The sequence below is a fragment of the Halobacteriovorax sp. DA5 genome (assembly GCF_002903145.1).
Classification (GTDB): Bacteria; Bdellovibrionota; Bacteriovoracia; order Bacteriovoracales; family Bacteriovoracaceae; genus Halobacteriovorax_A.
This window is the reverse complement of the sequence record NZ_PPDJ01000007.1, coordinates 82,354-96,517: the sequence shown is the minus strand read 5'-3', so window position 1 is coordinate 96,517 and position 14,164 is coordinate 82,354. Positions and strand designations below refer to the sequence as shown.

The following is a 14,164-nucleotide window of genomic DNA, read 5'->3' as shown; positions in this document are numbered from 1 at the left end:
ATGAGTTCTATAATTCCGATAATCCATTGAAAAGTATTCTATTAGGCGATAATCGCCTGTCAGGAGATTTATGGTTCACTTTGGTCAAGATTTGGTGAAGATTAGAAAGGCATACGGGCATAAGAGTGCGAAATCATTCTATGAAATGTTGGCGAAGAAGGGATTGGAGTGCAATTATCAATATTTCGTTAAGATTGAAAAGGGGAGTGCATTTCCTTCGTCTGTTATCGTTAATCAAATTGCAAAGTGTTTAAAAACAAAAGATGCAAATGCACTTATTCTGAGCTTTTGTCGTAATCAATTTTCTTCTTTTGATTATTTATTCAAGGAGAGTAATCAGGAAGAGGAGAAGCTGGAAGAAGTTATCTCAAAGGCCAATCAGGGGCAACGCTACCTTTCTGTTATGCAAATAAATGCTCTAGCACAAACAAAGTCTCATTACTTCCTATTTCTCATTTTAACTCTTTCAAGAAGTGCTCTCGATATTAGGGAGCTTAAAACATACTCCATTAAAAAGAGTGTTGTTAATGATCTTATCAAGGCCGAAATTGCCTTTGAACAAGATGGCCTAATCTATGCTAGATCAACTGAATTTCGCTTTCCAAAAGAAGAAAGTGAGACAATTAGCAAGGCATATGGGAAGTTTGATGATTGGGATATGGAGTTTGGTAAAAACTTTAAGTTTCAAAATCTAGTGAATAAAATGATGATTCGTAGAATATCACCAAGATATCTTTCTCTTATTAAGAATCAAATTGATTCGATATCAGATATTGTGCGTTTATCAGATGAATCAGATAATCGTTATAATAACGAGGTTCTCCACTTACATATCTCTCTTAATCGAGGGCAGTTACCTGGTTAAGAAAGCTTTGAAAAAGTCATCTTTAGCTTTTAAAAATAGAGGGTAGCGATTGTCACTTTTAATCTGTGATTTGATACTAGTGATAACACAATCGTTGCTCTTACAGCTTTTGTTGGCTTTTGAGATTAGCTTCTCTAGGTAGCTTTTAACAGGTGTATTTGAACAGCTAGAGCTTGTTAGATATTCTTGACCTAAGAAAATATAGTCACGAATAAATGCGTACTTCTTAGGAGAAACTTTTTTTAAGTGTGATGGATTTAAACGGTAAGCAGCGATACTTTCGGCCGCATCTTCACTTGGATTTGTTTGACCGTATAAAGAAACCATTTCGTTACGATTGTATCTCCATCCCATTGGATGGTCGATCCAACCTGACATATCCCACCAAAATGAGGAATAGTTTAGGTTATAGAAATAAGCGAGGTTATGGCCAAGCTCATGAAAAAGGCTGTAAGCCTTTCCATCTTCATCAAGTTCTCTATCCCATGGAGCATAAAGTTCAATAGAAGCATTTGCAAAGATCATCCCATGAGTACCGTATCCTATATCTTCTTTTATATGACGAACTAATCGTTTGCTGCTCCATAATTTGGGAAGGTGAAGAGGCAGTAGGTTAACACCTTTAATAATGGCATCCATTTGTTCTAGATCAAGAAGTGCTGCATCTTTATTTGCGTAAGGAGAAGTGTTGAGTCCATATTTAAAAAGTAGAAAGATGGACTTTTCAATAAGTTCATCACTTTCAAATAGCTCTTTAAGTTTACAGCTTTTAGATTGGCACTTACTTGCTGCCAATATCTTGTCTTTAAAATCTTCTTTAGATTTCAATCCATCGTAAACATAGTTTTTAACTAGGAGAGAGTATGCCTCATCTAATTTAGTTGTTAAGTATGGTTTTGCAAATTGAGAGATCTGCCAATTCGTTGGAATCTTTGTACTACATTTTGTACTATTTACTGTATCAAAGCTTGCGGCATATTCGCTTAAAGCTAGTGTTTGGATTGATAGGGCAATGAATAATAAATACTTAACTAGGGAATTTTGCATAGGTCTTTATGACAAAAATACCCATTCATCTCAATTGAAATAGAAGAAATCGCAAAAATTATACGCTCTAACGTCTTGTAAAGATGAAACCTAGAGCAATAAATGGAAGAATCATACAATAATAAGAGTTTGTAACGACTTCCCATGGAGATATCTTAAAAGTAACTCCAAGCAGTAGTGCCTGGGCGCCATAAGGAAGTAGCCCTTGAACCACACAGCTAAAAATATCAATTAAAGATGCGCTTCTTTTTGGGGAAATATCACCTTGTATAGCAAGCCTTCTTGCAATAGGTCCAACGATGATAATCGATACAGTGTTATTAGCAACACATATATTTGTAAGTGCAGATAAAAGCCCAATTCCAATTTGGTCTGCCGCTTTTTTATTTATATGGGCAAGTTTAGAAATTAGTTTTTGAATCTTTCCTGATATGTAGTCAAGGCCGCCCTCTGATCTAATAAACTCACTTAGACCACCAATTAGAAGAGAGAGAAGAAAGATCTCTTGCATACTACTGAAGCCTCGATATGTAAGTCCGATAATAGTTGAAAAATCAAAACCATTGAAAAGAGCAACGATTCCAGCAAGAATAATCCCGCCAGATAAAACGACAAATACATTTACTCCTAAGATGGCCAGGAGAAGGATGAATATATATGGAATTCCCAAATAGAGATTTGTTGGTTTATCAATCGTGACATTTGGTGCAGAGATTAGAAAGAAGTAGAGAATGATAGCTATAAGTGCCGCAAATGAAGCAATCTTAAAGTTCTCTTGAAACTTATCTCGCATATTACAACCTTGGGTTCTTGTGGCCGCAATCGTTGTGTCTGAAATAACTGAAAGGTTATCCCCAAACATTGCACCAGACATTACTGCACCTGCTAGGATACCAAGGTTGATATCTGTTTTGGTCGCCATTGAAAGAGCTATTGGACCAATTGCACCGATTGTACCCATTGATGTACCCATGGCAGTTGAAACTAGCGCTGAAATAACGAAAACACCTGGAAGAATGAGAGTGTTAGGAATTATTGATAGGCCTAAGTTAACAATTGCATCAACTCCACCTGTCTCCGTCGCAATTGTAGAAAATGCTCCAGCAAGAAGGTAAATTAGGCACATTGTAATAATATCCGGATGCCCAATTCCTTTTACAAACTTTGAAACATTATTATTAAGCGTATCCTTAGTAATAAAAAATGCAAGAAAGATTGCTGGGAGAATGGCAATTGGTGCAGGTACTTGATAAAAAGCATGTTTAACACCTTTCATTTGAAAGTAAATACCAGTTCCTAAGTAAATAACAACAAAAAGTAGAAGTGGAAGTAGAGATATTTTTTGCTTAATATGTGACATAGAAGTACCTTCAATACAGTTTTTTTTATGTATTATACTCCATTATCATAAGCCAATAAATTGCGTCTAGAGAAATGACTTTATAATATCCTTACGTGTAACAATTCCCACAAGTTTATTATCTTTTATAACTGGAACACGTTTAATATGTTTCTCTATCATGAACTGTACATAGCCTTCTAGGTCAGTATCTTCTGTTAGTGACTTAACATTTCTACTCATGACATCGCCAACTCTTATTTCTTTTATTTGCTCGTACGATTTTTCAAGCTGAGTAAAATTTAAATTCTGACCAAAGGCCTGTTTGAGTTTGGCCATAGCATGAGGGACTTCAACTTCTTTTCCAACAAAGTCTGATTCAGTGATAATTCCAACGACATCTCCATCGTCATTGAGAACGGGTAATGCACTTATTTTTTTATCGCACATAAGCTTTGCCGCATCCCTGATTGATTTATTCTCTGTGATAGTAATTGGTGTTTTTGTCATGATGTTTTTAATGTCCATATTTGCCTCGTTTTTGTAACAAGGGTTATAACGGACGTTTAGAGAGATGTATTGAGTTATCATTTTGTTAAAGTAAATCAAAGAAATTTAACTTTAAAATAATTAACTAATTTGTCGATAGGTAGGTATTGGTTTTTATACGTTATTTTGTGTTGGATCCGTTACGGGCCCAATTAAAGGGGAGTTTGTTATCAATAAAGAATCGAAATCGACTAATGAAGTCGAATCAACTATCAACAAGAATGTTTTCTTTTCTTCTGCCTTCTTTATTCTCTTAATCACTGCAGTCGGCTCAATTTGGCCTGGTCACTTAAGTCAGTTTTTTAAAGGAATTCAAGCTTGGCTAATTGCTAAGACAAGTTGGGTTTATGTTTTATCAATGGGAATCATTTTATTCACTTCACTTTGGCTTATGGTCAGCCGCCTTGGTGACATTAAGTTAGGACCTGATCATTCTGAGCCTGGTTATACAAACCTTTCTTGGTTTGCCATGCTCTTTTCTGCAGGAATGGGAATTGGATTGCTCTTTTTTGGAGTGGCCGAACCTATTATGCACTTCTCTTCACCTCCTGTAGGGGAAGCTCAAACAATTGAGAGTGCACGTGAAGCAATGAAGATTACCTTCTTTCACTGGGGCCTTCATGCTTGGGGTGTTTATGCTCTTTTAGCAGTTTGTCTTGCTTACTTTTGTTATCGAAAGAATCTCCCTCTTCTTCCTCGCTCTGCTTTTTATCCAATACTAGGTGACAAAGTACATGGTGTTGCAGGTGATGTCGTGGATACATTTGCCGTTATTGGAACGATGTTTGGTGTTGCGACTTCCTTGGGCTTTGGTGTTGCTCAAGTCAATGCAGGTCTACACTATTTAATTGGCATTCCTCAATCGGAAACAATCCAAGTCATTCTCATCGCGATTATTACAGGGATGGCGACAATTTCAGTTGTTCTTGGATTAGACGGAGGAATTAAGAAATTATCTAATATCAATCTTGTTGTCGCAGTCATCTTACTTGTTGCGGTCATGGCATTAGGTGATACAGTACACTTATTTCAGCAGTATGTTCAAAATACAGGATCATATCTTTCAGATATTATCTATAAAACTTTTAATCTTTATGCTTATGAAAAGAAAGAAAAGTGGATTGGTGGTTGGACACTTCTATATTGGGGATGGTGGATTTCATGGTCACCATTTGTAGGAATGTTTATTGCACGTATCTCAAGAGGACGCACGATTCGAGAATTTATGATTGGAGTTCTCTTTGTACCGGCCGGTTTTACATTTCTTTGGATGACGGTTTTTGGAAACTCTGCAATTAGTATTGCCTTAAAAGATACGAGTGGAAAATTTGTCGAAGCGGTTAATGGTAATGTTCCAGTCGCACTATTTCGCTTCTTTGAATATTTTCCTTTTTCTGCGGCACTCTCTGTCTTAGGAGTTCTTCTCGTTGTGACTTTCTTTGTGAGCTCTTCTGACTCTGGTTCTTTAGTTATTGATACACTTGCTTCTGGTGGTCAAGAAGAGCCACCGGTTTGGCAAAGAATTTTTTGGGCGGTTACAGAAGGTGTTGTTGCAGCAATTCTCCTTCACTCTGGTGGTTTGGATGCGCTACAGACGATGACTATTGCCTCCGCCTTTCCGATGATCATTCTCTTAATGATAGCAATTTATTGTTTGGTGAAATCGTTACGAGCTGATTTACTCTTGATGAAACAAGTTCAAAATCACACCACGACTATTCAATATGAGCAGTCCAATACAACATGGCAGGAAAGACTCGATTCTCTACTTAGCCATCCAAAGTTTAAAGAAGCTGATAAGTTTTTAAATGAAGTAGTTGAACCTGGCTTAGTTGAGCTTCAGGAAGAATTTAAAAAGAGAGGACTTGATGCTAGATTAAATACTAACAAAAAGGATTCTATCTCTTTAGTTATTCATAATGAAGAAGTGGAAGACTTTAAGTATGAGGTATTTCTTCGCTCATTTGAAGTTCCTGAGTATGCACCCGATGAAGAGCATGAAAAGTACTATCGTGCTGAGGTCTTTCTACTAAGTGGTGGGCAGGAATATGATGTTTTTGGTTACACGAAGAATCAAATTGTTGCCGATGCGGTAACTCAATACGAGAAGCATTTTCACTTTCTTCACCTTTCAAACTCAGAGCTCGTTTAATGAAGATAGGTCATGCTGACTCTAAAATTTGGCAAATAATATTAGCTATTTACTAATTTATACGCCTTTTCCTACTAAATTATTGTTCTTTTTAAAGATGTATTAAAATTAACCGATAAGAAAAGTAGGGGAAGGTGTAACTTTGAGTTCAGAATTTCGTTCGCTATTAAGAAATATTTTTGGTGCAGGTGTAATCGCTGCAGTTGTTTCTTATTTTAGCTTCCTGGCCCCCGAATCAGGAACTTCTCCTGAAGATAAAATGCTATCTAAGTCTAGTGATGCTCAGGAGAATATAGCAGAGTTTGAAAGAGACGAAGCTGGCCGCTCTAAGCGTCGACCTTCTTCTTACGAAGAAGAGATCAGTCGCCAATTTCCAACAAGAAAAAGAAAGGAAGAATCATCACGAGTTTCAGTAGGTGGCAAGGTTGTAAGAGATCCTGCTTACGAGGCCCAGCAACTTGAAGGCTCTGGCCACGAAGAAAATTATGGTGGCCCAAGTGGGAGTGGAAGTATTTCTGCAGGAGGAGGCTCAGCTTATATTGGCTCTTCTGATAGTGGTGGAGATGCTGGAAGCCTAGTAGGAGAGAGTTCTTCTTCAAATAATTTCTCGTCAGATAGTGGTAGCAGCGCAAGTGATGGCCCTAGTACTTCAGGCTCAATTGCCTCAATCTCTAATAATGATTTAGGTGTTAAGACAGGCGCTTCAAGCTCAACGAATGATGATAATGATAACACTAGTAGCTCATCTTCTTCTAGTTCAAGTGGAAGTAGTAGTTCAAATGATCCAGTTATCACTCCTGTAACTTGTTCTGTGGATCGTGCAGAAGGGATGTATTCAACAACAATCAATGTCACTATTACTTGTAGTGAGTTTTCTAAAATTTCATATTGTTTACAAACTGGTGGGGGATTTTGTGACCCTGTCTCATCTCCAACAATTTACTCTGGGCCGATTGCTGTTGGTTCAGTAGATGGAGAATATGGCCTATCGTTCTTTGCAGAGTCGATGAGCACGACAAGTTCAACAGAGGTGGCCGAGTTTACATATACTATTGATTCAACTCCGCCAGACTTATTGGTAACTTTCCCAAAAGTTTATGCTCAAACAACTGCTAATGCCCTCCCTAATTATACTCAGTCGGGTGATTTTGGTAAGGCCAATTACTACTATCATTAAATCAATTTTAAAGGGACAAACCCAGGAGCAGGGGGACTAAATTGGACCTGTGATCAAATTTATCATGACTACGGTACTTCTGGCTTTTCATCAATCGCGACAAATGTCGATGTCTCATCTCTTAATCCTGCTACTGAGCAGATTGATCAATTGATCGGCATTGGTGATTTTGCTACTGGTGATAATTATATTGCAACAGTTTTGGAAGATCGAAATTTAGGGATTATCTCATGTCAGGTGCAAAATGTTGTGATTCGTGATTTCAATATTGCTGCATTCACGGCAACTGGAGCAACTCCTGTTATTTCTGGTATTCGCACAACTTATGGAAGCTTTGTCGGTTATGGCCATTTCCAAGCTACTCCAAATACTTCTAATTCAGGTCAGTTAAGTAATGACCAAGGAATCACCTCAAATAAACAAGGTCTCTATACTGTAACTCATCAGTAGATTAATTAATAAGTTACTCATTTTATTGGCGGCTTTCTTAAGGCTGTGAAGATTCTTCCTCTCTAAGTCATTAAATTTCTTTCATTTAATCAATTGATCTAAAATGTCGATATGCCACTGTATTAACAGAGGAAGTTAGTTGTACGTTAGTAGAAATTTAACATTCTTTTTATTTCTTTTCTTAAGTCTATTCTTAAGTCATAGCGTAATTGCATCCACAACTAAGCTTGGCTACTCAGGCCGACTAGTTCTAGCAAACGGAACACCAGTAACAGGAACTCCTAATTTAAAATTTGACCTCTATTACTCTGGCTCTACTGGAGTAAGTAGGGGAACTGAGACAATCAACGCCGTTGCTCTTTCCAATGGTATTTACACTGTCGAGTTAGACTTTGCTGGCATTGCTGGGGTGATTGATGGTATCCCTTCAGGAGAATCTTTAGTCATACAAGTAACAGACATAACTGATGTTGGTAATCCTGTTGTTTATGATTTTCAAAATGTACTAGCAACTCCAATTTCGGTATATGCTAATCATGCTGCTCTTTCGAATAATTTAGTTATCGCAGCTACTTGCTCTCCTGGTCAGGTGGTTTCAGTAAACGCATCAAATGAACTTGAGTGCGTGGACCAAACGGCCGCTGTCGCTGTTGATTCAACGCTTGTTAACAATGCGGGAGTGATAGGATTACCAAGCCTTGTGACTGATAATACAACTTACTATTCTGTTGTTGTGGATGCGCAGGGACGTGTGAAGAGTGGTAATACAACACCGCCTTCAACAACGGCAAATGATATTCAGGACAATTTAATTGTTGATGCTGATATCAATACAAACGCTGGAATTTCTTGGACAAAGATCGATAAGACTGGAGCAACTCCTGGTGATGTAGGCTTAACTATTAATAGTGCAGGACCTCTAGGGACAACTACTGCTGTTGCAACAGAGAATGTTGTTAAGAGTTATGTTGATGCAACGGCCACAGCTATTGCAGATGCGAAAGTTATTAATGATATGAGTGGTGTGCAGACAACAATTGCACCTTCAGTTGATTCAGTAAAAAATTATGTAACGGCCCAAACTAGTGCTATTACATCATCTCAATGGACGGATTCAGGACTCGATATTTACTTTAATACTGGACATGTTGGTATTGGAACAAATTCTCCAACAGGACCGCTGCATGTTGTTGGAACAGCAAATGATGTTAATACAATGCGCTTTGGTGCCACCGACGCAGATGTGGCCGCTATTACAGATTATGCTAATATGGCAGGTCTTCTCATAGCCTCTGAGGGAATTTCAAATAGCTATCACAGCTTTAGAATTGTAAGTGATATTGATGGAGCAGATATTGAAAGTCTTGCAGTAACAAATGCTGGGCGAGTTGGTGTCGGTGTTCTTAATCCAACAGAGAAGTTAGAAGTTGCAGGTAATGTGAAGGGGACAGGGCTTTGTATTGGAGCTGACTGTCGAACTTCTTGGCCAACAGGAAATGCAGGAACTGTAACGTCTGTAACTGGAGGAGCTGGTCTTACTGGTGGAACAATCACTTCTTCTGGAACTCTTGCGGTTGATGTTGGGACAACGAATGGCAAGATTGCTCAGGTTGGAGTAGGAGATAAGTTAGCTGATTCAATTATCAATTATAACCCGGCCCTTGATGTTGCCTTAACTGGTTTTTCAACTGGAGCCGCTTCTACCGTTCTTGCAACTGATACAATTCTGCAGGCCTTTGGAAAAGTCCAGGCCCAACTAAATGCTCACGCAACATCAATTACTGCAAACTCTACATTAGTTGTAAATTCAACAGCTGGTAGTGAAACTGATAAAGCGCCTTCTGTTAATTCTATTAAAACCTATGTTGACGCTCGTGCAACTCAGTGGGGAACAAATGGCAGTAAAATATATTATAACGGTGGTTCAGTCGGTATTGGAACTAACGATCCATCGACAACTTTAGAAGTTACAAGTGGAGGTTTTCCACGTTTTACTATTTCATCAGAAGATGCAGAAAGAGATGATAATGTTGCAATTAATCTCATGACACTTGGAACAACTCCAAATACATTGGGAAATAAGAATTGGCATATCTTTGCTGGTGGAGACGGTAGAGTTGATAACCAACAAAACTCAATCTTCTATAATTTCTATGACTCGGATGGAAGCTCGACAACTGGGCTAGTTTTAAAACCAAACGGTTTTATTGGTGTTCAAAATGGAAATCCTTCAACTAATATTGATTCTATAGGGCCAATTCGCGCAAATTCTTTAAATGGTCAAACTTGTGACAGCACAAATGTTGGGATGATCTGGTATGACAGTAGTGTCGACAATTATAAGATCTGTGCTAACAATAGTGGGACACCTGTCGCTAAGAACTTAAATGAAGCTGGTTCTCATGAATTCGAAGCTTATGGAGTCTCTAGTTTGAGCATTCCTTATGCTTCTGCGACTACTGTAAAGTATACGACTGAACTTTACGATGCAAGTAATAGTTATGATCCATCAACAGGTCTATTTACAGCGCCTGAAGCTGGGATCTATGCATTTTCAGCTAATGTCTACCCAACTGGTGGTGCAGCAGGAAGTAGTAATGAATATGTTGGTATTTATGTAAATGGTTCTCCTGTTCACTTTGACCAAAGACATGGTAGTGCGGATTCTGGACGTCAATCTACATCACGTATCATAAAACTTAATGCTGGTGATGTCGTTGATATCAGGGCCTATCATACAGTTAGTACAACGCAGACTCTAACAAGTTCAAGTCGACAAGACTGGAATTTTTCAGGGGTAAAGATTAGTGGTGGAACTTCTGGTGCAGGGGGAGGAAGTGATAATTTAGGTAATCACATTCTGACACAAAACTTACTTCTTGGTTCTAATTACCTCTCAGGTGATGGAGATGCAGAAGGGATTACAATTGATGCCTCTGGTAATGTTACAGTTTCAAGCGATATTTGTATTGATGGAGGTAATTGTCTCTCAACAGCAGGAACTGGAGCTGGTACAGTAACATCTGTTACTGCCGGAGCTGGTCTTACTGGTGGAACAATAACAACATCTGGAACATTGGCCGTGGATGTGGGAACAAGTGCAAGTCAAATTCCACAACTTGATGGAAGTGGGCGTCTTCCAACTTCTGTCGAAACTGATCCTAGTGTTTCGGCCTTTGCCAAAACAACTCTTCCAACATGTGGAGTTGGAGAAGTTTTAAAATCTGATGGAACAAGCCTATCATGTGTCACTGATATTGATACAGATACTGATACGAATACAACTTATACTGCAGGCGCAGGTCTTGATTTAACGGGAACAACATTTTCTATTCCAGCTGAGGCCATCACTGATACGCAACTTGCTGGTCTTGCTTCAAGTTGTGCAAATGGAGAAGTATTAAGAACTAATGGTCTTGGGAGCTTCTACTGTTTTGACCCTCTTAATCTTGGAGATAACTTCTTTACTTCGTTTGGTATTGGGACAACTCCTGATGCATCAGCTGCACTTGATGTATCTTCTACTACAAAAGGTTTCTTACCACCACGTATGACATCTGTTCAAAGAAATGCCATTGCATCACCGGCCGAAGGTCTTGTCGTTTACGATACTGATATTCAAAGCCTTTATATTTATCAAGGCTCAACTTGGAATAGTCTTGGAGTGAATTTAAGTGGTGCTGGAGATGCAGAAAGCTTTGTTCATGTATCTTTCTCTGGTGGTACACATAGTGGTAGTGGAGTTTTAAACTATACGACTAAACATGTTGATATAAATGGTGAATTCGATTTAACAACAGACCGCTTTGTTCCTAAGCAGGCGGGGAATTATCTTGTTGTCATTCAAAGTATTGCAAATGGAATGACGACTGGTGGACATCACTACGCTTTAGCTACGAAGAATGGCTCTAATATCATTGCATCTTGGACGAGATCTACAAATTCTGGAAATGCCGATAAGACAGCTTCTGGAATTGTTTCAATGAATGGATCAACTGACTATATTGAAGGACGATTCAGTTTAAGTGATGGTTCTGTTACAGATGGATCACTAAGAGTTATAAAACTTGGTGGCTCTGATAATATGGGAAGCCATGTAGCTTCTAAAAATATTGATCTGACAACTTATAAATTAGTTGGAAGTGGCGGGGGAACAGGTCTTGCTATTGCAAACGATGGAGCGATCACTGTTGATAACGATATCTGTATTGACGGAGGGAAATGTCTATCGAGTGTATTTGCAAATGAAAATGAAATCACAACTTCAAATGGTGCAAACGAGCTTGTTCGTCTTGATGGCACAGGACGAATACCTGCAATGGATGGTTCACAGCTTACAGGCATGACGACTACGCAAGTAAGTGAAGGTACTAATTTATTTTTCACTGACTCTCGTGCTCAAACTGCGGCCGTTGTTAACTCAACTGCAGGTAGTGAAACAACTCAAGCCGCTTCAGTAAGTGCCATGAAGAATTATGTTGATGCGAGAGCTACTCAATGGTCGACTTCGGGAAGTGATATTTATTATAACACTGGGCGAGTAGGTATCGGGACGAATACTCCTCAAGGTCAAATTCATACATTCGGAACAGATCCTATCTTCTTTGACCGCGTTTCAGGTAATCCTTCTCACTTACTCCTACGTGGAGCTAAGGGGACTATTGGTGCAGAGACAGCTCCATTAGAGAATCATGAAGTGGGACGAATATCTTTTACTGGATTTGATGGCACAAATTGGGCGACAACTGCGCTGGCCGGAATTTCAGGGCGAGCATCAGAGGACTGGAGCCCAACGACTAGAGGGACTGATCTCGATTTTAAAACTGTAACGAACGGTTCTCTATCAGAGCAAACAAGAATGATCATCGCAAATGATGGTAAGGTTGGTATCGGTTCATCTGAGCCTATTTCAAAACTTACGGTACGTGGAGCTGATGATGTCACTAATGGGCCAACACTAACTCTTGCTGGAGATGTAAGTAATCAATTTGAAGGCGGTCGTATTCGTTTTGCTGAGCCTAATAATACATTCCAAGGTGGATATATTCACTATGATGGAACGGGGCCAGACTATCTTCATATTGGTGTTCATGATACGGCCGACCTTTTAACATCAAGTGATGTAAATGCTATCAGCATTAGTCGCCAAACGGCGAATGTTGGGATTGGGACAAGTACTCCATCATCGCGCCTACACGTTTATGAAAATGGTAAACACTATCATGTTAATCGTAAGATTGATGGTTACTCACAAACTGAAAACTCGACTGGTGTAAATTATATTCTTCTTCACCGTGCCTATGATGGAGCTCTCTTAGACGAGCACTATGTAAATGGTGAAATTAATTTAAGGCGAGGTGGAACGGCTGCATGGAATCGAAAAGTTTCAGCACAAGTCAATACGGCCTGTGCGTATGATAGCTGTCGAGGAAATATCATCAACTATGGTGAATACACTTATCTTGCTTATGTTACTTATAGTGGCGTGAAGTATGTTGCTCTTGCTATTCCTGATAACTCGACGATGTATAACGCAACTTTTACTGGCTATGCATATAATGCTACAGGAGTAGAGCAATTAAGACTTGTCTATGATACAGATGTCACAAACGTTACAACATTTTCACAAAACGCTATACATACTAATGCTATAAATGTTGCTGCCGGAAATATATCAACGGCTTCTGATTATGCTCTTGGATATAATCTAACTTCAACAACTGATAAGTATGCAATCTACCCACATCTGTTGGGACAACAGTCGAAAACCGGATTAGGGCCATCTCTTCCATATGATAATGCTATGAGTATTGAGTCTGATGCTCAGATAACTTTTGTTGAAACAGATGCAGATAAAGTTTCTGGTTATATGGATCTAAATACCAATACATTCATTTGGGATGGAAGTGTTGGGATTGGAATGACGGCCCCTGCAAATGCTCTTCATGTCACTGGAGCGATCGGTGCAACTGGTTGGGTTGGAGCAGGTTGTGAAGGAGCTTGTGATAGTGGGAATAATGGATACGCCATTAATTATGCAGATGGACGAATCGCAACTTTTGCAGGTACTGGATCGGTATGCTCTAAGGCCGGTGGCTCTGCAACTTTCTCATGTTCATCAGATAGAAGACTTAAGCACGACATTGAAGATTTTAATGGTGGGATTGAAACGATTATGAAGCTTCGTCCTCGCACTTATGTTTGGAATGCGGATGAAAGTGAAAAGATAAATTACGGATTTATTGCACAGGAAGTTCAAGAGGCAATTCCTCATGCGGTAACTGTTGATACACAAAGAGAGGATGGAGAGTATCTAACTCTTAATCAAGGAGAGTTTACTCCGTACATTATCAATGCTCTTCAAGATCTGAATCATATGATTGAGGACAATAAGAAGATGTTTAATTTCATGAGTAGTGGAATTGAAACAAAAGTAGATGAAAATAGTCGAGAAATCGCAAGCCTTAAAGAAGAAAATGCTGAAATTAAGGCCGAAAATAAGATGCTTAAAGACTACTTATGTTCAAAAGACCCTGAAGCGCCTTTCTGTAGACAATAATTCTTATTCTCTAGGCCCATATTCGT

At 38.9% G+C, this 14,164-nt stretch carries 8 protein-coding genes and 1 pseudogene; 5 read left to right on the top strand and 4 right to left on the bottom strand.

Annotated elements, in window-relative coordinates:
• Positions 1-70: 70 nt before the first annotated feature.
• A complete protein-coding gene (locus tag C0Z22_RS09680; RefSeq protein ID WP_103218166.1) occupies positions 71-865 on the top strand; it encodes a hypothetical protein in 795 nt (264 codons plus the stop codon).
• On the opposite strand, the gene C0Z22_RS09675 is transcribed toward C0Z22_RS09680, so the two are convergent.
• The 4 genes and pseudogenes from C0Z22_RS09675 to C0Z22_RS16420 all read right to left on the bottom strand — a co-directional run.
• A complete protein-coding gene (locus C0Z22_RS09675) occupies positions 854-1,912 on the bottom strand; it encodes a hypothetical protein (RefSeq protein WP_103218165.1) in 1,059 nt (352 codons plus the stop codon). The two genes, C0Z22_RS09680 and C0Z22_RS09675, sit on opposite strands and share 12 nt — an antisense overlap.
• Positions 1,913-1,979: 67 nt before the next feature.
• Positions 1,980-3,272: a Na+/H+ antiporter NhaC family protein gene (locus C0Z22_RS09670; protein WP_103218164.1), complete on the bottom strand. Its 1,293-nt coding sequence runs from the start codon at positions 3,270-3,272 to the stop codon at positions 1,980-1,982.
• A 66-nt stretch (positions 3,273-3,338) separates the two neighbouring features.
• Positions 3,339-3,638, bottom strand: a complete 300-nt coding sequence (locus tag C0Z22_RS09665) for a CBS domain-containing protein (RefSeq protein ID WP_370446913.1) — start codon at positions 3,636-3,638, stop codon at positions 3,339-3,341.
• Positions 3,639-3,677: 39 nt separating this feature from the next.
• Positions 3,678-3,761: pseudogene (locus tag C0Z22_RS16420) on the bottom strand (phosphoribulokinase); the annotation flags it as partial.
• A gap of 208 nt (positions 3,762-3,969) precedes the next feature.
• Here C0Z22_RS16420 and C0Z22_RS09660 point away from each other — a divergent pair.
• The 4 genes from C0Z22_RS09660 (at position 3,970) to C0Z22_RS09645 (ending at position 14,138) form a co-directional block, all read left to right on the top strand.
• A complete protein-coding gene (locus tag C0Z22_RS09660; RefSeq protein WP_103218162.1) occupies positions 3,970-5,952 on the top strand; it encodes a BCCT family transporter in 1,983 nt (660 codons plus the stop codon).
• Positions 5,953-6,094: 142 nt separating this feature from the next.
• Positions 6,095-7,129 (top strand): hypothetical protein, encoded by a 1,035-nt coding sequence (locus tag C0Z22_RS09655; RefSeq protein ID WP_103218161.1) that lies wholly within the window; start codon positions 6,095-6,097, stop codon positions 7,127-7,129.
• A gap of 150 nt (positions 7,130-7,279) precedes the next feature.
• A complete protein-coding gene (locus tag C0Z22_RS09650) occupies positions 7,280-7,579 on the top strand; it encodes a hypothetical protein (protein WP_103218160.1) in 300 nt (99 codons plus the stop codon).
• A gap of 139 nt (positions 7,580-7,718) precedes the next feature.
• Positions 7,719-14,138, top strand: a complete 6,420-nt coding sequence (locus C0Z22_RS09645; protein ID WP_103218159.1) for a tail fiber domain-containing protein — start codon at positions 7,719-7,721, stop codon at positions 14,136-14,138.
• The last annotated feature ends 26 nt before the right edge of the window (positions 14,139-14,164 follow it).